Here is an 18,250-nt window from a genome sequence, read left to right as displayed (position 1 = left end):
TTTTGAACTTGCGGAAAGTTACGTAAAACGCGGCATGGGAGCCTATGCCGACTTTCAGAACAAGGAATTCCTCGCGGCTGAACGCGGATTCACGAGCGTAAGGCATCAAGCAGAAGTTGGTACAGAAGTATTTGATTTTATTAATACATGTGTCGGAACAGGCACCACAAACGCAATGATCGAAAGTACAGAAGCGGCTCAATTTTAATGCAAGAGTAGCACTTCTTCAGCACGTTCAAGCCGGTAGCGGATTATCTCCTCCTTGTAGTTCACAATTCTACACCCTCTCTCTCCACCGCCTTTTTGAACGGCAAGGCATCGTATTCAGGCGAAGTCCACTCCTGCCTGCTCCGTATAATGCTGCTCACCACCTCATCATTTTCCAATTCAATATCATACAGCCCGTCCTTCAGCTTTGTTATGATCTCTCTGTCCAACGGATGATCAGCGATGATCAGGAAATCCCAGTCAGAGTCCTGCCGGGCTTCATTGCGGACGCGGGAACCATGCAGAATCACTTTCGCATCAGGAACAAAACGATGCACTTCTTCCCGCACCTGATGAAGAAAATGCAGGACACGCGGAGAAGCATTCTTCCATTGCAGAACCGGCTTCATATTTTTTCCTCGCAAATAGATGGCTACGGAGAGAGCAGTCTAATAATGATAACGAAGTTGAGCAATTAAGACAGCATCTTCTTCCGCTTTATAGACAATGCGGTGTTCATCCGTAATCCGGCGGGACCAGTAACCGGACAGGCCGTGCTTCAGCGGCTCCGGCTTGCCGATCCCGACACAAGGCGAACGCTGAATATCACGGATAAGCAGATTGATACGCTTCAACGTCTTTTTGTCGGCCTGCTGCCAGTACAGATAGTCCTCCCACGCCTCTTCTGAAAAGATCAGCTTCAATCCTCAAGCTCCTTCTCATGGCCTTTGCCCGCCTCAAGTTCAGCAATTGATTTGAGCAGCCGCTGAGCATTTTCAGGACTCCGCAGCAGATAGGCAGTTTCCTCCAGAGAAGAAAAATCCTCCAGCGACATCATCACCACCGGCGGCGCAGTCTTTCGGGTGATAATCACCGGCGAATGATCGTCACAGACTTTTTTCATTGTTTTAGCAAGACTGCCCCGTGCAGTGGTATAACTAATCGTCTCCATACATTTATCCTCCCAAATGAACATGTACATTTTACTGTACCATGAGATAAGCTCCAGAGCAAGGTGGATATGAATCCACAGGCGATATTCTGCGCATTTCCGACCAGAAGAGCATCCCAAGAGGCCGGCAATTGTTTCCAAGATCGATGCGGAGCAGCTCTGCCTGCGAAGGCCATTGACATCTACAAGGATGACAACGGCAAGTCTCCCAGCACCATTTGGCTGCTCCAAAGAGCGTCGTGAAAAAATGGCCTGAACTGGCGGATGCGGGTGTTGTCGCGGCTGGGATGGACCCGGTTGCTTAAGAGGACGACGATCAGCTCGCGTTCCGGGTCCATCCAGAAAGAGGTGCCAGTGAAGCCGAGATGGCCGACGCTGGCCGGAGAGAAGCAGCTGCCGCTGCTGGACGCACCAACGCTGGGCGTGTCAAAGCCCATGCACCACGTCTGGCCGGGAAGCTGCGGGCGCAGGGCCTCGGGCAGGAATGCGGCCCAGGCGCAGCCGTCCGCCGCTTTGCCCAGCCAGCCGTCTAAAATCGCCCCGCAGAGCCGCAGCACGCCCGCCGCTGTGCCGAAGAGTCCGGCATGGCCCGCAGCCCCGCCCAGCAGCCAGCAGTGCTCATCATGCACCTCCCCTTGGATCACGCGTCCACGCCACGCACAGGCTTCCGTTGCGGCGCAGCGGCTGCGCTCCGTTGCCGCAGGGCAGTAGAACAGCGCCTGGTCCAAGCCCAGCGGCAGCGTCACCTGCTCGCGGAAATTCGTGGCCAAATCCTTGCCGGTCAGCGTCGCAAGCAGATGGCCAAGGAGGATGAAGCCAAGGTCGCTGTAGAGACAGCAGCTGCCCGGCGCATAGGCCAGCGGCTCGTTGAGAATCAAGCGGAGCAGCCGCGCTTTGCTGTCTTGATTTTGCGCCGGAGCGAAGTCGCGGAACCACGGCTGATAGGCGGCCAGGCCGGAGGAATGCGAGAGCAGGCTGCGCAGGGTGATTCCTGCCTTGTCGGGCGGGATCTTCTCGTCCGGCAGCAGCTCGGCAAGGCGGCTGTCCGGCGACATGTTGCCTTCCGCAAAGAGGCTGAAGCAGAGCAGGGCGGTGGAAAGGGCCTTGCTCAGAGAGGCGAGATCAAAGAGGCTGTCGGCTGTCACTGGCAGGCGGTCGCGGCTGTTCAAAACACCGGCATAAGCAAAGGCGGAATGGCGGGCCGGGCCGCTGCCGCAGGCCACTGCCGCTGCCGCGCCGTGGAAGACCTGGCCGCTGATGCCCTCTGTTAACAGCTCGCGCAGAAACCTGTTCATAACTTTGTTGAAAACGTGTTGATAACTCGGCTCAGCCTGTTGATAACTTTTTCAGCAGCCCTCGTTCCGCCGCGCCTGCTAACAAGTTATCAAGAACTTATCAAGATCGAATGGGCTGTGAAATGAAGCGGTTAGGTGACTTCTCAACAAACTGACAGAGCTAATAACAACAAGCTTTTTATATATATAAACTGTTCTTGAAAGAAAGGGCGGCATGAAACAGAAAAGGCCCGTGACCAGAAACAGTCACGGGCCTTCCGTTCACAGCCGTTCAGCGGCTGAAGGGCTTCTCACCACCAGCAGACGGTCTTGTCAGCAGCGAAAATCTTCCGCACCAGCTCGTCGTAGTCGGGGGTCTCGCCGTAGAGCTTGAACTCGTCCGCTTCCCGGTCGCGGTTGAGGATGGCAACCAAGGTTTTCACATCCTCGTTCGGCTCGGAACGGTACACCTGAAGCATTTTCATGGTCGTCTTCTCCTCGTCTCTTATTCCGCGCAGGCGGGCGGCGGGGTGTTGGTCTGCTTGGGCAGGCCGTAAGGAATGATGTAGTCAGCGTCGCGCATCCGCTCGCCCAGCTCCTCCAAGCTGATCTCAGTCATGGAGACATCTTCCGGCATGGTCTCCGGCGCAGGCGCGCCGCAGGTGAAGACCTCGCCCTCCATGTCCGCGATCCAAGCCATGTTCTCGGCCATGTAGGTGGAGAATCTGGGGAACTCCCCGTTCATCACCACCGGATAGCCGTAGTGGTTCTCCACCGCCAGCCCCAGCGCGGAGCGGATGCCGTCGTTGTACATGCGGTTGGCGATCAGGATGTAAACTTTCAGCGATTCCATGTCACAGGCTCCTTATAGAACGATGTACTTGCCGCATTCGTCCAGCAGCGCGCCGTGGAATGCCTGAGTTCTCATCTGCTTGGCGGTCAGCCCGGCAGGAATGTCCTTGGCCGAGTCATAGCCCTCGCAGGTGTAGCTGTCCGCGCAGATGGCGAGGTTGTCTTCGCCGCAGAGCTTGGCCAGCGGCTCGAAGCGCGGGTCCTTGGTCAGGTGGATGGACTTGTAGGTGAAGAATATCATGGGCTTCTTGCCAGCTCTCGCCGCAGCTTCGGCGATCCCCACAACATGATTCATGTTCTGCGGGGAGGTGACAAAAATAGCAAGTTTGTTCGGATCGGCGGACATCGGCCAGTTCCTCCTTGAGGTGGTTGGATGAGTGAGGAAAATCAGCCCTTCTTGACGAAGAAGCTGATGTAGCCGGTCTGCTCTTTCTCGCCCAGATACTCATGGCCGGAGCGGGAGCACCAGCCGGGGATGTCGTTGCGCGAGCCGGGATCGGTGCCGTCAACCTGGAGGATCTCCCCGGTCTTGATTTTGCCGATCTCCTTTTTGGTGCGCAGCAGGGGCATCGGGCAGCTCAGGCCCTTCGCATCAAGCACTGCTGCCACTGCCAGTCCATCGGGTGCTGTTTTCACGTCGCTCATTTGGTTCTCCTGTGTTGGAAATAAAAAAAATGCTCCGGGCTGAACTGCCTTTGATCAGGCTGTTTTTCAGCCTCTTTAAAATCGACAAGATTCGTTCTCTATAACGAATGGCATCGCATCTGTCAAGGGGTTAATGCAAACAGCCCCAGCGGGCTGGGCCGCCTATCTTCAGGGAATAAAAAGAAAAAAGATATTTTTCGCCGGTCTGCGCCGCAAGATGCATTCTGCTGATCTTGCGCTGAATTCTCCGCTGACGGCGCAATTTTTTCAGCGCGGCAAAAGAACTGAGGCGGTCATGCAAAAAAACTGTACAAGCGGTGCAAGAAATTATACAATAAATGCCTGACCGCAGAAGCGCAGGCGGCGGGGCAATTTGGGAAACAGAACATCGCGCGGAAGAGCGCGGTCATCAAAAATATTTTAACAGAGGGGAAGACCAATGAGCGAGTCGAGTTTTTTGGGCAAAATCAGAAATCTGTACAAGCAGCTCTGCGAGACGGAATGGGAGGCCAACATCACCGGCGTGATCATCGCCCTGCTGAGCATCCTGATGATGGTCTGGTGGCGGCCTTGGGGCGCGGTGGGCGCCTACCGCAACTGGGGCGATTCTTTTCTCAGCCTTTTCGGCGCGGAAGGTCCGGCCCGATCCATCCTGATTGACTCCGGCTCGGTGATCGGCATCGGCTTTCTGGCAGGCTCCTTTCTTTCCGCCTTCCTCGGCGGCCAGTTCGCCTTCCGTTTCCCGCCCTACCGCGAGGCGGCCAAAGGGGCCATCGCCGGCGTGCTGATGGGTGTCGGCTCGGCCTTGGCTGGCGGCTGCAATGTTGGCGGCATGTACAACGCCCTCGGCAATCTGGCGGCCAACGGCTTCAGCATGTGGCTGGGCATTGTCGCCGGAGTCATCCTCGGCCTCTGGCTGATCTACAAGGAGATGGAGCATGTCAGCTGGGGTTCCAACGGCGCGTGGACGGTTGACATTCCCCGCCCTGTTCAGAACCTGCTCGGCTTGGTGACGCTGGTCGTCATTGTCGCCGGAGCGCATTGGTACAGCGGCTATGAAGGAGACAGCGCGGACTACATCACCTCCCTTTCCGGCATCCTGCTCATCGCCGCCGGGCTGGGCTACGCCATGCACCGGGGCCGTTGGTGCATGATTCAGGGCTTCCGCGAGCCGCACATGACCGGCGACTGCACCTTGGCCAAATCCGTGGCTTTGTCCATCTTCATCCTCGCCATTGGCGGCGCAGTGGTCAAATACGCCGTGCCAATGCGGATTGAAGGCGCGCCGCTGCTGGATCCGGTCAACTATGTGCGCGGCACCTTCGGCTGGGGCGGCGTGGTCGGCGGCTTCCTCTTCGGCCTCGGCGGCATGTTCGCAGGCGGCTGCGGCTCCGGCACCCTCTGGCGCGTCGGCGAGGGGCAGCTCAAGCTCTGGATCGTCGTCCCGTTTTTCGCCATCTCCAACTCGCTGATGACCAAATGGTTCAGCATGGATGTCGAAGTGAGCGGCGAGGCCCTCAAGGGCCTGATGGCGCAGGCCAAGCTCGGCCTCATCGGCTACGATGTCGAGGAGTTGCAGGAGGCCATCGACGCGGCGGAATCCATCACAGTCAGCGGCTTTGAGAAGGCGGGCTATCTGGGCCGCTACATCTACATGCCCGACGCGATGGGCTACGGCTGGACGCTGGGGATCATCGCCTTCATGATGGCCCTGTGGTACGTGGTCGTCACGTGGAACGAAGACAGCAACAAGCTGATCGTGCCAATGTGATGCGGCGCTGAGGGCGGAATTCCGGCCTGAAAATCGCGGTGTCCTTGATTGGGCATTGCGATTTTTCTTTTTCAGAGGCAAAATGGGCACATGAACGACACAACCAGCAGCTGCCTCCTCCGCCGGGCAATGCTCTCTGCCCGCGATCAGCTTGATCCGGCCAGCCGCGCAGAGAAAAGCCGCCGCATCGCCGCCTTGCTGACCGGGCATCCGGCAGTCTGCGCGGCGCGGCATTTTTTCGTTTACGTCCATTTCCGCAGCGAGGTGGAGACACTGCCCCTGATTGAACAGTTTCTCGCCGCCGGGAAAACGGTGTCCGTGCCGCTGACGCTGCGCAAAGAGGGCAGACTGCTGGCGGTGCGGATCACCGATCCGGCCAGCCAGCTCAGGCCGGGATGCTTCGGCATTCTGGAGCCGGACAAGGAGCAGGCTGTCCATCCGGCGGAAATTGACCTCGCCCTGATTCCCGGCTCGGTCTTTGACCAGCTCGGCGGCAGGCTGGGCTACGGCGGCGGCTTCTATGACCGCTTTCTCAGCCAGGACGCGCCGCAGGCCCTGCGCGTCGCGCTGGCGTACGCAATGCAGCTGGTTGAGCAGGCGCCGCTGGAGGCGCATGACCAATTGATGGACATGCTTGTGACAGAAGAGCAGCTTTATGACTGCCGGAGGATTCGCGATGCGCAGAACAGCGATATACAGGGATGAACTCTTTTTGCAGCACCAGCCAGGCTACGGTCATCCCGAATCGCCGGACCGGCTGCGGGTGATTTATGACGCGCTGGACAAGGACGGCCTTGGCAGCCGCTTTATCCGCCCGCAGTTCGGGCCAGCCGATGAGGATGTGCTCCGGCTCAACCACTCGGCGGAGCTGGTGCGGCGCGTGGCGGCAACGCAGGGACACGAGACCGTGGCCCTTGACCCGGACACCCACGCCTCGGCCCGCTCGCACGAGGCGGCCTGTTTGGCTGTCGGCGCGTTGGTGGACGGCATCCGCCGCATCTTCAGCGGCGAGATCGACAACGCCTTCTGCCTTGTCCGGCCGCCGGGCCATCATGCCGAGCAGGAGAACGCCATGGGCTTCTGTCTCTATAACAACGTGGCCGTGGCCGCCCGCTGGGCCATGCAAGAGCTGGGCCTGCGGCGGATCATGATTGTGGACTGGGACTTGCACCACGGCAACGGCACGCAGGAGAGCTTTCATGACATGCAAGAGGTGCTCTATTTTTCCGTGCACAAATACCCCTATTATCCCGGCACGGGCGCGGCTCTGGAGAACGGCATGGAGCATGGCGAGGGGCACACTGTCAACGTGCCGCTGCCAGGCGGGCAGGGCGATCTGGAATACGCCCGCGTCTTCAATGAGCTGGTCGTGCCGCTGGCGCGGGCGTACAAGCCGGAGCTGATCCTGCTCTCCTGCGGCTTTGACATCTGCGCAGGCGATCCGCTTGGCGACATGCGGGTGACATCGGCGGGCATCGCCTATATGACCCGCAGGCTGGTCGAAGCGGCGGAGAAAATCTGCGGCGGCAGGCTGCTGGCGACACTGGAGGGCGGCTACAATCTGGACTCGATGCGCGACGGCGCGCTGGCCGTCTTGGGAGAGCTGTCCGGCCTCGCGCAGGAAGGCCGCTGGCCGGTGCGTCTCTCAGCGGAAGAAGCGGAGCAGCTTGCTCACAGTCAGGCCGATTGCCCGGCCTTGGAACAGGCCATTTTGATCGCCAAAGATTTCTGGCGGTTCTGACTGCCGCGCCGTTTGCACGGAGACAAACTCCTTTTCCGGCAGGAGCAGGGCGGTGAGCCTGCCGCCGTAGACCGCGCCGGTGTCGATGCCGATCTTGTTGCGCTGCACCAAGGGCTTTTTGAACACTGTATGGCCGAAAATCACCGGCTTGTCAAAACGGTGCATGCTGCGGATGAACTCGTCCCGGATCCAGAGGCAGCAGGCGGCGGTCTGGCGGCTGGGATGCACGCCCGGCTCCAGACCGGCGTGGACATAAAAGCCGTGCTGGTCTTCCCAAAGTATGGGCAGCTCGTTGAGAAAGTCCAGATGCGCCGCCGGAAGCTGTGCGGCCACTTCCTCCGGCCCGGCTTCCGGGCTGATGCCGTAGCTGGCCAAAGTCTCGCTGCCTCCGGCGTTGAGGAAAAAATCCTCGTCATGCCCTTGCAGGTATTCGAGCAGCATCATCTCGTGGTTGCCCATCAGGAAGACGGTGCGGGGATGCCGGGCGCGGAAGGCGAGCAGGCGGTCAATCACGCCCTTGGAGTCAGGCCCCCGGTCAATGTAGTCGCCAAGGAAGACAAAGGATTCCGCCCGGTCTTCCACCAAGGCCAGCAGCTCGTCCAAGGCCGCGCCGCATCCGTGTATGTCGCCGACGACGCAGGTCGCAGCTAAATCAGGCATCGTGTTCTTCTCGCGAATTTGTTGTCTTGCCGGGCGCCCTGCCTGAGGCGGGCCGCGCCGCTTTTCTCCGCCATAATACCCCTGCCAAGGCAGGCAATGCAAGACGCAGCTTGGCCGTTTCGTCCGCAGCCCGCACTTCCCTGTTGCCTCCTGCCGTGCTTTATTATAAGGTTTGAGGCGGATTTCTTTCTGACGGCCCCTTCTCAGGCCGGATATATTTTTTAAAAAGGACAAGTTATATGGGTCTCTTAGCAGGCAGCGCATCCTTCACCCGCTTCACGGTGGAGGGCGAGCTTCCCGGCAATGCGTGGGATTTTATTGCGGAGCAGGTGGCGAAGCACAGTTTCAAGGACATTGACGACACCCTTGACGAGCTGTCCATCGGCTGGGTTTCGGTCGGCGACATGTTCGACTCCCGGTTCGCCTATGGCTCCTATGCCGCAGGCGATTATGTGACGCTGGCACTGCGGGTGGACGAGCGCAAGGTCTCCGGCGCAGTGTTGAAGAAATTCGCGGCCAAAGAGGAGGCGCGGATCAAAGAGGAGAAAGACCTGCGCCGTCTCAGCCGCACAGTCCGGCTGGAGATCAAGGAGCGGATCAAGGCCGAGCTGATGCGCAAGTCGCCGCCCGTGCCTGCGGTCTATGACCTCTGCTGGAACGTGCCGAAAGGCACGGTGCTGTTTTTCTCCAATGGCCGCAAGCCGCTGGCTTTGCTGGAGGAGCTGTTCAGGGAGACCTTCGGCCTTTCCTTAGTCATGCAGGTGCCGTGGAACAGCGCGCTTCAGCTCCTCGACGAGCAGGCGGCTGCCAAGCTCGAAACCCTCCAGCCCGCATCCTTACTCTAACCCACGGCAACGAACATGGATTTGCTTGACATCATCGAAGAAAAACGTTTCCTTGGCCAAGAGTTCCTGATCTGGCTCTGGTGCAAATCCGAGGAGCGGGGCGGCAGCGTGGCTGTGCCAAGCCGTGGCGATGTGCCAGTGGTCTTTGAGAAGCACATGCTGCTGGAGTGCGGCGAAGGCCCGGAATGCGAAAAGCTGGTCTGTCGCGGCCTGATGACTGAGCTGAAGGAGGCCCGCGCCGGGCTGGCTCTTGGCAAGCGGCCGGAGCAGGCCCGCCTGAAAATCGGCAGCGAGGAGCGCGAGTACAGCTTCACCCTCACAGCGGCCACGCTGGAGTTCCGCAGCATGAAGCTGCCCGCCACTGCCGGGGCCGACGAGGGCGGCGGCAATGAGCGCGAAGGGCTGGAAGGGCAGATTCTGGAGCGCGTTGCCCTGCTGGAAGAGGGCATTGATTTGGTCAACGATCTGTTCCGGGTCTTCATTCAGCTCCGGGTCTCAGACCGCTGGAACGACGAGCTGCTCCGGCTGCGGCGGTGGATCAGCAGCGGCGCGGAGCTGGCAGCGGCGTGAAACTGCGCAGGGGGATTTCCCCCTGCTTCAGAAACAGCCAGTTCTTGCCGCTGCGGAGAAAATTGACATGAGCCGGACAGCACTTGCCTTCATGAGTTATGTGAATGAGGACGACCGTCATGACAACGGATGGATGACGCAGTTCCGCGAACGTCTGAGCGGCGAAGTGCGGATGCACACCGGCGAGCCGTTCGACATCTTTCAAGACCGCAAGGACATTGCTTGGGGCCAGCAGTGGCAGGATCGCATCAACCAGTCGCTTGATGCTGTCACCTTTCTCATTCCTATCCTCACGCCAGCATTCTTCAAAAGCGCGGCCTGCCGGGATGAGCTGGAGCGGTTCCTGAAGCGGGAAGAGACGCTGGGCCGCAGTGATCTCATCCTGCCGGTTTATTATGTCAATTGCCCTGTGCTGCAAGATAAAGCCAAGCGGGAACAGGACGAGTTGGCGAAGACTATCGCGGCGCGGCAGTATGCGGATTGGCGGGACTTGCGCTTTGAGGACTTCACCTCGCCGCAGCTTCGTAAAGCCCTTGCGAAGATGGCGCAGCAGATTATGGAAGCCTTGGAGCGAAGACAGCCGCTTGCGCCAGCAGCAACGACCGAGCCGCACACCATAATTGTTGATCAGAAAGGCCGTGGTGACTATGCAACTATCACCGATGCGATCAAAGCAGCGAAATCTGGTACGCGAATCCTTGTGCGACCTGGTTTGTACAAGGAAGCCATTGTGATTGACAAGCCAGTTGAAATAGAGGGTGACGGAGATAGAAACGACATTGTAATTGAATCATTTTACAAGCATGTCGGAGTTCTCTTTCGAGCTGACAATGGAAAAATTACTAATCTTACAATTCGCCAAAATGGCATAGAAGATTGGGTCATCAGTAGACATGGTAAATCTTGTATCGATATTTCCCAAGGTAAACTTAAACTTGATGATTGCGTTATCTCAGGGAAAGGTATGAGGTGCGTATTGATTCACGGCAGCGCAACTCCATGTTTGTGCCGTAACCGTATTCTTGATGCTCCGACATACGGTATTGATGTTCGCGGGCCGAGTCAAAGTACGCTGGAGGATAACGAAATCTCCGTCAACGGATTGGGTGGTGTGATAATCACGTCAAACGGAAGTGCGACCCTGCGACGCAACTGCATCTCTCAAAACGGGGGCGTAGGTATTAGAGTGTGTGATAACGGAGGTGGCATATTCGAGGACAATGACCTTCGAGATAATGACAGGGGAGCATGGGACATTGACCCAGACTGCGAAGCAAACGTGCAGCGGCGCGGCAACAAGGAGTAGATGCAGCTCGCCAATCGCCCTGCGGCACCGTGCGGCCATTCAGCGGGCAGTCGGCGGCGGGGAGACACCATAGTATCTCCCCAAGAGACACTATGGTGACTCCATCCGAGTTAGCGTAGTGTCTCCTACCGAGACACCGTAGTGCCTCCGTAGCTCACACTATGCTGTCTCCGAAAGAGGACGCTTGCTGTCAGTGACTCCATCACCGCATCCAGACTTCCACCCGGCGGTTTTTCTCCCGGCCCAGCTCTGCGGTGTTGGCGGCCACCGGCAGCTCGCTGCCGACGCAGAGCAGCTCCGCCGTTTTGATGCCGCGCGAATTCAGCTCCTCCCTGACCGCTTCCGCCCGCTTGCAGGACAGCTCCAAATTCTCGGCATATCTGCGGTCAACCGGCCCCTCGGCCCGGCGGGACGCATCCTCCTCGCGGTCGGAGAATCCAGCGAGAATCACCTCTTTCGGCCCCTGCGCGGCGAAGAAGTCGACCAGCCGGTCAAGATCGCGCTGGGCCTTGCTGTCTAATTCCAGCGTCTCGCCTTTGAAGCGGAAGCTGGCCGACAGCCGTTTCGCGCCCCGCACAGCGGTCAGATATTTGTACAGCACCTGATAGTTCTGATTGGTTCCCAGAGCGACCTCGACCTTGTGCTCCTCGGCGGAGACGGTCAGATCAACAAATTTATGCTTCCTGACCAACTGCTGCCCTTCGCTGCCCAAGGCGAAGGAAATGAAATCTTGGGTGTGGGGATTTTCCGGGACAGCCGGAGTGTACAAATAAAGGCGGCGGCTGACCGGATAGTCTTCGGTGGCCACAGTGAAGACCGTGGGCCGCACCGCCGGGCCGCCGTCGGAGATGGCCAGCGCCTTGTTGTGCTTGACATAGGGCAGGCCGCAGTAGCCGAGAGCGCGGATGTCCTTGTTCACCGCGTCAGAAAGGCCCTCATTGGAATCCCAGCGTTGCGCCGCCGCCAGTTTTTTCTCTCCCAGCGCCAGGCTTTTGAAGGTGTCGTGGGTGCCGGAGTTCTCATCGCGGGCATGAAGGCTGATCGGCGCAGCTGTCCAGCCGAGCTTTGACCAGTCGCTGATCTCACCGGAAAAAACTTGGGCGAGCTCGCTGAAGCTCATTTTCGACACAGCGGTGTTGGCGCTGTTGACGATGACCGCCACGCCGTCCAAGGCCAGCACATGCTCGCTGGCGCTGCCGCTCATGTCGCCGAGCGCGGCAAGCTCTTTCAGCTCGCTGTCCTTGATCTTCCGCGAGGCCATGCCGATGTCGCACTGCTCCTCCTTCAGCCCCTTGAAGGCGGTGGAGGAGCCATGCGCCCGGATTTCAATGACCTTGACCCGCTGCTCGCCGGGAAAATCGCCCTCAACGTCCATCTCCGTGCCTGCGGCGATCTCCTTCCGCCGCACGGCGGCAGCTCCCTGCTTGAGCAGGAAGGCGGCGGCCAGGTCAGGGGCAAGCTGCGCTCCGACCGTGTTGGAGCCGTGAATGCGCAGGATGGTCTCGCGCTGCTGGGCGGCGCCTTCCGGCGGCGCGGCGGTGAAGGCCAAGGCTGCGGCAAATGCCGCAAGACAGGCTGTCCTCTTCATCGTTCTCTCCTTGAAAGCGGTTGATCTGTCCGGCTGCCGGCGGCAGCGGCTGAGGGTCTTGATTGAACCGGGTCTCTGTTCAGAAGGTATTAAACAGCGGCGAGGAAAACGTGAGAAAGCCGCCGCCGGGGATGCGTCAGGGCCAAAGTCCTTGACAAAGCCGCCGCCGGGCTATACGCTGCCTCCACACCGCCAGCCGCGCCCGCCATGTCAGCGGAATCCACCCCTTGCCGTTTGGAGAAGAACTGATGAGCCTTGATCTTGCCTGCGCCGTCCTCCTCTGGTCCGCCGTCATCAACTACGGCATCCTGCTGCTCTGGTTCCTGGTCTTCCGCTTCGCGCATGACTGGCTGCTCCAGCTGCATGGCCGCTGGTTCCGCATCCCGGCGGAGCAGTTTGACGCGATTCATTACGCGGCAATGGCCTTCTATAAAACCGGCGTGCTGCTGCTGAACGTGGCGCCATATCTGGCTCTGCGGCTGGCCGCCTGACACTTTTCCGACTCAAGACGATGACTGCCTGCACTCCCCTCAGCCACATCACTGACTCCAGCTTTTACAGCGGCGGCTACACCACGCCTGAGGCCCGCCAAGTTTTCTGCGACCTGCGCCGCTACCAGCGCTGGCTGGACGTGGAGGCGGCCTTGGCCATGGCGATGGCCGGATTGGACATCATCCCGGTCGCAGCGGCGGAAAACATCCAGCAGAACGCGCAGATCAGCCTGTTCAACCTTGAAGAGATCCGCGCCGGGCTGAAGCTGACCAATCATTCGCTGATGCCCCTGCTCGCTGCCCTGCGCAACGCCTGCGACAAAGAATCGGGCCAGTTCATTCACTTCGGAGCCACGACCCAGGACATCCAGGACACCGCCCAAGTGCTGGAGCTGCGCGACATCATCGCCATTGTCGAGCGCGACCTGCACTGTCTGACGCGGCTGCTCATCCAGCGGACGCAGCAGCATCAGGATTTGGTGACCATAGGCCGCACCCACTGCCAGCACGCCCTGCCGACGACAATGGGCCTGAAAATGGCGGGCTGGCTCGACGAGACCTGGCGCAATTTCGAGCGGCTGCAAGCGATGAAGAAGCGGGTTTTGGTCAGTCAGCTTTTCGGCGGCGTGGGGACAATGGACGCGTTCGGCGACAAGGCGCTGCCGCTGCTGGAGGAATTTTCATCCCGGCTCGGACTTGCCGCCCCGATGGTGGCCTGGCATGCCGCCCGCGACCGCTTCGCCGAATACCTCTCCGTCCTCGCCCTGATCTGCGGCTCGCTGGCGCGGATTGCTGACGAAATACGCTGCCTTGCCCGCAACGAAACCGGCGAGATGGAAGAGCCGTTCCATCTCGGCAAGATCGGCAGCAGCACCATGCCGCACAAGCGCAACCCGGAGCTGTGCGAGCAGGTGGTGGTTTTATCAAAATTGGTCAAGGCGCAGGCCATGCTCGGCTTTGACAGCCTGCTCTGCGAGCACGAGCGCGACTACCGCTCGGTGCGGCTGGAATGGGCCGCGCTCACCGACGCGTCGCTCTACACCTGCGGCCTGCTGGCGATGATGAAGCACATTCTCGCCGACATGACCGTGCACGAGGAGCGGGTGCGCGAGAACGTCCTCCGCGCCGCGCCGCTGATTTCCAGCGAGGCCCTGATGTTCTTCATCGGCACGAAAATCGGCAAGGAGAACGCCCACGCTCTGGTCTACAAGGTCGCGATGGAGGCGGCGGACAGCCGCCGGCCCGTGCTGGACATTCTGATGCAGCAGCCGGAGGTGGCAGGCAATTTTCAGCGCGAGGAGATCGAGCAGGCCATCCTGCCGGAGAAGCACATCGGCATGGCCAAGGAGCTGAGTCAGCGGACTGTGGACGGCGTGAAGGCCAGGCTGCGCGGCTTCACCGGCCTGCCGCCGCAGAGCCGCCAGCTCTGCCCGCTGATCATTGACGGCGACAGCTGTCCGCTCAAGGCGCGGGGCAGAGGCTGCCAGATGTGCTGAACAAGGCCATGCGCATCGGCCCGCTCACGCTTGACAATCCTTTCATCCTCGCGCCGCTGGCCGGCTACACCGATTTGGCCTTCCGCCTGCTCTGCCGCGAGCAGGGGGCCGGGCTGGTCGTCTCGGAGATGATCAGCTGCCACGGCCTCAATTACGGCCAGCAGCAGACCATCGCCATGCTCAAGACCGTGCCGGAGGAGCGGCCTTGGTCGGTGCAGCTTTTCGGCAGCGAGCCGGAGAGCATGGGCCGGGCGGCGGCGGCGGTCTCGGTCATGCCGGTGGATCTGATTGACATCAACATGGGCTGTCCGGTGCCGAAAGTGGTGAAAAAACGCTGCGGAGTCGCCCTGATGAAGCCGGAGAACCGTGCGCTGGCCGAGCAGATCATCCGTGCGGTGGCGGACAGCACGAGCTTGCCGGTGACGGTCAAGTTCCGCAGCGGCTGGAACGACGATTCCATTGTCGCGCCGGACTTCGCCCGGATGTGCGAGGCCGCCGGGGCCGCTGCCGTGACCATCCACGCCCGCACTTGGGCGCAGCAGTTCGGCGGACGGGCCGACCGGCAGATGATCGCGGCGGTGAAGCGGGCGGTGGCCATTCCGGTGATCGGCAACGGCGACATTTGCAGCCATTCGGATGGCTTGGCGATGATGGCCGAGACCGGCTGCGACGCGGTGATGATCGGGCGGGGCGCGCTGGGCAATCCGTGGATATTCCGGCCAGAAGGCAGGCCGGAGAGTCTTGCCGCCCGGCTGCCGCTCATCCGCCGCTATCTGGAGCTGGCCGGGCAGCACATCGACACAACTAAGCTCCTCTTCCGCATCAAGAACCACGTCAGCCGCTGTCTGGCCGGACTGCCCGGCGCAGCGGCGGTCCGGCAGGAGATCATGGCCTGCCCGGATATCGCCGCCTTGGAAGAGTTGCTGCGCGTCCTCAGCTGATCAGCCCGCTGCCCGCGCCACTGTGAAGGCTGCAATCTCCGCCGCTCCGGCCTGCCGCAGCGCCTCGGCGCATTCGCGCAGGGTCGAGCCGGTGGTGAAAACATCATCCACCAGCAGCACGCGCCTGCCGCTGACCGCCTCTGGCCTGCGGACGCGGAAGGCCCCGGCCAAATTGCTGCGCCGTTCCGCGCCGCTCAGACCGAGCTGCGGCGCAGTCTTTTTATGCCGCTGAAGCAGGTCAACGCGGATTTTGTCCTTCCAGCAGGGGAAACAAGTTCTCGCCAGCAGGACGGCCTGATTGAAGCCGCGCCAGCGCAGGCGGCTGCGGTGCAGCGGCACCGGCAGGATCAAGTCCGGCTCCGGCGGCAGGCGTTCCGCTTGTGCCGCGCGGGCCAGCGCGGCGATGGTTGACAGGCCGGAAAGGTCGCCCTTGAATTTCAGCCGCACCAAGAGGCTGCTGATTGGCTCTTGATAAATGCAGAGCGAATGCGCGATGAACGGGAGGTCATTCTGCCGGGCGGAGCAGGGCGGAAAAGGAGCGAGCTTGGTCTGGCAGGCCGGGCAGAAGAGCGGCGGGCGGGAAGAAAGCATCTGCTCCCCGCAGCCTATGCAGCGGGGCGGGAAGAGCAGTTCAAGGAAGGCCGCAAGCAACGTTGTCGCCATGCTGGAAAATGCCCGCAGGCTGCTCGGCTCTCGTGTTCAGAACGGTGATTGCTGGTGCGCCAAGCAGGATTCGAACCTGCGGCCTACGGCTTAGAAGGCCGTTGCTCTATCCAGCTGAGCTATTGGCGCGGATGCGGCGGGATGAAGCTGAAACAATATACCGTGCAGGGCGGTGAAAATCAACCCTCATATTCGGGGCTGCCCCTTCACCGCCGCTGTTGCACGCAAACAGGATCAGCCTGCTGCGCTTTTCAAAAAAACGCGAAACACAGCAGTCCTGCAATTTCGTGAAAAAACCATCGATTGCGCTCCAAAGCGTCAGATGTCGGCACCCATGCTCCAATTCCTTTTTGCAGCGGGCCGGGGATGAAGAATTGCGTAGGCGCCGCTATGACTGAAAAACCTTCCTGCTCAAACGAGAGCTTTGAACGCCGCATGTGCCATGCGTGAGTCACCAGCACAATACGGCTGATGCCGTCTTTCGAGAGCATCTCATGAGCGTATTTAGCGTTGTCGAACGTGTGAGCACTGCGGCCATCCCTGTAGCGGACAGGCACATTGAATTCCCGCTCAAGCACGTCTCCCATCCTCGCAGAGCCAGTGCTTCCTGTATTGAGCCTGTCGCCGCCGATGACCGCAACGGGCAGGCCGGTATTTCTATGGAGGCGCGCGGCGTAACGCAGCCGTGAAATTTCATCCGGATCCGAGGTCGCGCCGCCGTACTCAGGCGCGTTGTGGTAAGGTCGGAATCCGAGGACAACAATAGCCCCTGCGGTTTTAAGAGTCGCAACAGCGGGCGGCTGCTCCGGCTCAAGCCAACGCGCAAGCAGTCCATTGGTGAAGGGAATGCTGCTGAAGTAGAGGATCAGCGCCGCCAGGCTGATCAAAATCAATGAAGCGCGCTGCCAGCGTTTATGGGCCGCCAAACCTGCCAGCAAGAGCAGGATCGGTCCGCCCGGCGGACAGATTCCAGCCTCTATGCAGTGAATTATAAAAAAATTCATAAAGTCGTCCTTCCTCCTGACTGAATTGGACATTCATGACGGCCATGCAGTTCTTGGCAGACATGCCGCGCCCAAGCCTCAACCAATCGTCAGCAGCGCGGGCCGGTCTTTCACCGAGCCGCCGGGGTTCATAGCTTCCAGCTTGGCGTAGATTGCGCCGCCTTCAGGAGATGCCAGCCGCCGCAGCGGGACTATGGGCGTGTTGCCGATCAGGGAGAGGAGGTTCATCAGAACAAGCGGAAAGAGATCGTGCGGGAGGTGTGAGTTTAAGTGGCGCTGCGCCCTACTTTCCTTTCCCTGTTGACAGAGGCAGCAAGAAAAGGAAAGGGCAAACAAGGTGTCGGGTGTCGTTCCTCAACTAAACACAGTCAGGCTGCTTCCGTATAACTTGTCGGTCACTTGACGCACGTCACCTCCCAGTTATACGGCCCTCCGTTTTTGCAAAAGTACTGTCCTTTGATACTGTACTTTCCTTGTGTCATATCACCTATTACCGCACCAATGTAGTTGCAGTCATTCCCATCCGTCACATTACGCTTCATAGCCATAAATCCTTTACCTTTATAGCCTCTATAAACCGTAAGGTTAGCTGTCATTGTGCCTTGTTTGGTCTGGGTCACCGTCCATGTTTCGGCATCACCAGAGCAGGAGCAGGTATTGCCTGTCTTGATCCAATGGATTTGCCACTCCCCATTAATCATACCTTCTGTGCCATCGCATTTTTCAGCGAAAGCCGTACCTATACCTGTACCCAGCACACCTAAGCATACAATAATGGTACTCCATAGTACTCGTTTCATCTTTTTTCTCCTTTGTTTAAAAATTCACCACCGAAGGCGGTACAGAAGATTAGAAACACACTGACAGTATCAGTGAAACAACCACTCACTTTACGGAGTATCTCCCCCCGCGTCAACAAAGAAAATCCGGCAATCCAGCAGGCGGCCTCCGCTCCATGCCAGCATGGAGCAAATTTCAATGCTGGCATGAGGGGAATCTCAATGCCAGCATGGCGTGATCCTCCATGCTGCGTTGGAGGGCAGCTCCAAGCTCGTTGGGACATGCCTCCATGCCAGCATCGGGGATCGCCCCATGCCTGCATAGACTCCGCCCATATTTTCATTGACAGCGGGCCTGCTGCTCCGTATCTTGGGAAATCAACGCATTGTCCGGCAGCATCAGCACGTTAACCACCCAGAGAGGACATCATCATGGCCATCCGCTACCGCGTCGAGCAGAATCCC

The 18,250-nt window shown here is 59.5% G+C and carries 23 protein-coding genes, 1 tRNA gene and 1 pseudogene; 10 read left to right on the top strand and 15 right to left on the bottom strand.

Annotation, left to right across the window (positions count from 1 at the left end; genetic code table 11):
* A pseudogene (locus tag ACNKH3_RS02190) lies at window positions 1-208 on the top strand (isocitrate lyase); the annotation flags it as partial.
* A gap of 61 nt (window positions 209-269) precedes the next feature.
* Here ACNKH3_RS02190 and ACNKH3_RS02185 read toward each other — a convergent pair.
* The 8 genes from ACNKH3_RS02185 to ACNKH3_RS02150 form a co-directional block, all read right to left on the bottom strand.
* Complete coding sequence (locus tag ACNKH3_RS02185; protein ID WP_420208081.1) at window positions 270-617, bottom strand: nucleotidyltransferase domain-containing protein; 348 nt, start codon at window positions 615-617, stop codon at window positions 270-272.
* Between the two features lie 39 nt (window positions 618-656).
* The gene (locus ACNKH3_RS02180; protein WP_420208080.1) at window positions 657-911 is read right to left on the bottom strand and encodes a Txe/YoeB family addiction module toxin; all 255 of its coding nucleotides are present in this window, start codon (window positions 909-911) and stop codon (window positions 657-659) included.
* Window positions 908-1,159, bottom strand: a complete 252-nt coding sequence (locus tag ACNKH3_RS02175; protein WP_420208082.1) for a type II toxin-antitoxin system Phd/YefM family antitoxin — start codon at window positions 1,157-1,159, stop codon at window positions 908-910. The genes ACNKH3_RS02180 and ACNKH3_RS02175 overlap by 4 nt, the downstream gene beginning before the upstream one ends.
* Before the next feature lie 182 nt (window positions 1,160-1,341).
* Window positions 1,342-2,454 (bottom strand): serine hydrolase domain-containing protein, encoded by a 1,113-nt coding sequence (locus tag ACNKH3_RS02170; RefSeq protein WP_420208079.1) that lies wholly within the window; start codon window positions 2,452-2,454, stop codon window positions 1,342-1,344.
* 290 nt (window positions 2,455-2,744) lie between these two features.
* A complete protein-coding gene (locus ACNKH3_RS02165) occupies window positions 2,745-2,918 on the bottom strand; it encodes a hypothetical protein (protein WP_417915952.1) in 174 nt (57 codons plus the stop codon).
* A 20-nt stretch (window positions 2,919-2,938) separates the two neighbouring features.
* Window positions 2,939-3,286 carry a hypothetical protein gene (locus ACNKH3_RS02160; protein WP_417915951.1) on the bottom strand — a complete coding sequence of 116 codons (348 nt, stop codon included), beginning with the start codon at window positions 3,284-3,286 and terminating at the stop codon, window positions 2,939-2,941.
* Between the two features lie 12 nt (window positions 3,287-3,298).
* Window positions 3,299-3,631 carry a hypothetical protein gene (locus ACNKH3_RS02155; RefSeq protein ID WP_420208078.1) on the bottom strand — a complete coding sequence of 111 codons (333 nt, stop codon included), beginning with the start codon at window positions 3,629-3,631 and terminating at the stop codon, window positions 3,299-3,301.
* Between the two features lie 41 nt (window positions 3,632-3,672).
* Window positions 3,673-3,930 carry a sulfurtransferase TusA family protein gene (locus tag ACNKH3_RS02150; RefSeq protein WP_420208077.1) on the bottom strand — a complete coding sequence of 86 codons (258 nt, stop codon included), beginning with the start codon at window positions 3,928-3,930 and terminating at the stop codon, window positions 3,673-3,675.
* Window positions 3,931-4,369: 439 nt separating this feature from the next.
* Here ACNKH3_RS02150 and ACNKH3_RS02145 point away from each other — a divergent pair, with 439 nt between their 5' ends.
* From ACNKH3_RS02145 to ACNKH3_RS02135, 3 genes are all read left to right on the top strand, one after another.
* Window positions 4,370-5,701, top strand: a complete 1,332-nt coding sequence (locus tag ACNKH3_RS02145) for a YeeE/YedE thiosulfate transporter family protein (protein WP_420208076.1) — start codon at window positions 4,370-4,372, stop codon at window positions 5,699-5,701.
* Between the two features lie 90 nt (window positions 5,702-5,791).
* A complete protein-coding gene (locus ACNKH3_RS02140; protein WP_420208075.1) occupies window positions 5,792-6,406 on the top strand; it encodes a 5-formyltetrahydrofolate cyclo-ligase in 615 nt (204 codons plus the stop codon).
* A gap of 7 nt (window positions 6,407-6,413) precedes the next feature.
* Complete coding sequence (locus ACNKH3_RS02135) at window positions 6,414-7,442, top strand: histone deacetylase (RefSeq protein ID WP_420208074.1); 1,029 nt, start codon at window positions 6,414-6,416, stop codon at window positions 7,440-7,442.
* Here the strand turns inward: ACNKH3_RS02135 and ACNKH3_RS02130 are convergent.
* A complete protein-coding gene (locus ACNKH3_RS02130; protein ID WP_420208073.1) occupies window positions 7,347-8,102 on the bottom strand; it encodes a metallophosphoesterase in 756 nt (251 codons plus the stop codon). The two genes, ACNKH3_RS02135 and ACNKH3_RS02130, sit on opposite strands and share 96 nt — an antisense overlap.
* A gap of 239 nt (window positions 8,103-8,341) precedes the next feature.
* Here ACNKH3_RS02130 and rdgC point away from each other — a divergent pair, with 239 nt between their 5' ends.
* From rdgC to ACNKH3_RS02115, 3 genes are all read left to right on the top strand, one after another.
* On the top strand, window positions 8,342-8,947 hold the full coding sequence (gene rdgC / locus ACNKH3_RS02125) for a recombination-associated protein RdgC (protein WP_417916040.1): 606 nt from the start codon (window positions 8,342-8,344) through the stop codon (window positions 8,945-8,947).
* A 15-nt stretch (window positions 8,948-8,962) separates the two neighbouring features.
* Entirely contained in the window at window positions 8,963-9,517 is a 555-nt protein-coding gene (locus ACNKH3_RS02120) for a hypothetical protein (RefSeq protein ID WP_417916039.1), read from the top strand.
* A gap of 67 nt (window positions 9,518-9,584) precedes the next feature.
* Entirely contained in the window at window positions 9,585-10,823 is a 1,239-nt protein-coding gene (locus ACNKH3_RS02115) for a right-handed parallel beta-helix repeat-containing protein (RefSeq protein WP_417916038.1), read from the top strand.
* A 202-nt stretch (window positions 10,824-11,025) separates the two neighbouring features.
* Here ACNKH3_RS02115 and ACNKH3_RS02110 read toward each other — a convergent pair whose 3' ends face one another.
* A complete protein-coding gene (locus tag ACNKH3_RS02110; RefSeq protein WP_420208072.1) occupies window positions 11,026-12,411 on the bottom strand; it encodes a substrate-binding domain-containing protein in 1,386 nt (461 codons plus the stop codon).
* A 248-nt stretch (window positions 12,412-12,659) separates the two neighbouring features.
* Here ACNKH3_RS02110 and ACNKH3_RS02105 point away from each other — a divergent pair, with 248 nt between their 5' ends.
* The 3 genes from ACNKH3_RS02105 to dusB are packed head-to-tail and all read left to right on the top strand — an operon-like array spanning window position 12,660 to window position 15,339.
* The gene (locus ACNKH3_RS02105; protein ID WP_420208071.1) at window positions 12,660-12,902 is read left to right on the top strand and encodes a DUF6868 family protein; all 243 of its coding nucleotides are present in this window, start codon (window positions 12,660-12,662) and stop codon (window positions 12,900-12,902) included.
* 20 nt (window positions 12,903-12,922) lie between these two features.
* Window positions 12,923-14,398 (top strand): class-II fumarase/aspartase family protein, encoded by a 1,476-nt coding sequence (locus tag ACNKH3_RS02100; protein WP_420208070.1) that lies wholly within the window; start codon window positions 12,923-12,925, stop codon window positions 14,396-14,398.
* Window positions 14,392-15,339 carry a tRNA dihydrouridine synthase DusB gene (gene dusB, locus ACNKH3_RS02095; protein ID WP_417917107.1) on the top strand — a complete coding sequence of 316 codons (948 nt, stop codon included), beginning with the start codon at window positions 14,392-14,394 and terminating at the stop codon, window positions 15,337-15,339. The genes ACNKH3_RS02100 and dusB overlap by 7 nt, the downstream gene beginning before the upstream one ends.
* Here dusB and ACNKH3_RS02090 read toward each other — a convergent pair whose 3' ends face one another.
* From ACNKH3_RS02090 to ACNKH3_RS02070, 5 genes are all read right to left on the bottom strand, one after another.
* On the bottom strand, window positions 15,340-16,002 hold the full coding sequence (locus ACNKH3_RS02090) for a ComF family protein (protein WP_420208069.1): 663 nt from the start codon (window positions 16,000-16,002) through the stop codon (window positions 15,340-15,342).
* Window positions 16,003-16,054: 52 nt separating this feature from the next.
* Window positions 16,055-16,131 (bottom strand) — tRNA-Arg (locus ACNKH3_RS02085).
* A 122-nt stretch (window positions 16,132-16,253) separates the two neighbouring features.
* On the bottom strand, window positions 16,254-17,006 hold the full coding sequence (locus ACNKH3_RS02080; protein WP_420208068.1) for a YdcF family protein: 753 nt from the start codon (window positions 17,004-17,006) through the stop codon (window positions 16,254-16,256).
* A 78-nt stretch (window positions 17,007-17,084) separates the two neighbouring features.
* Window positions 17,085-17,234, bottom strand: coding sequence for a pyridoxal-phosphate dependent enzyme (locus tag ACNKH3_RS02075; RefSeq protein WP_420208067.1), 150 nt, complete (start codon window positions 17,232-17,234; stop codon window positions 17,085-17,087).
* 167 nt (window positions 17,235-17,401) lie between these two features.
* The gene (locus ACNKH3_RS02070) at window positions 17,402-17,806 is read right to left on the bottom strand and encodes a hypothetical protein (RefSeq protein ID WP_420208066.1); all 405 of its coding nucleotides are present in this window, start codon (window positions 17,804-17,806) and stop codon (window positions 17,402-17,404) included.
* Window positions 17,807-18,250 lie beyond the last annotated feature (444 nt).

This window comes from Candidatus Electronema sp. JC, from assembly GCF_048287365.2.
In the GTDB taxonomy this organism is placed as follows: domain Bacteria; phylum Desulfobacterota; class Desulfobulbia; order Desulfobulbales; family Desulfobulbaceae; genus Electronema.
The sequence above is the reverse complement of the archived record's forward strand: the minus strand, read 5'-3'. Positions and strand labels throughout refer to the sequence as shown.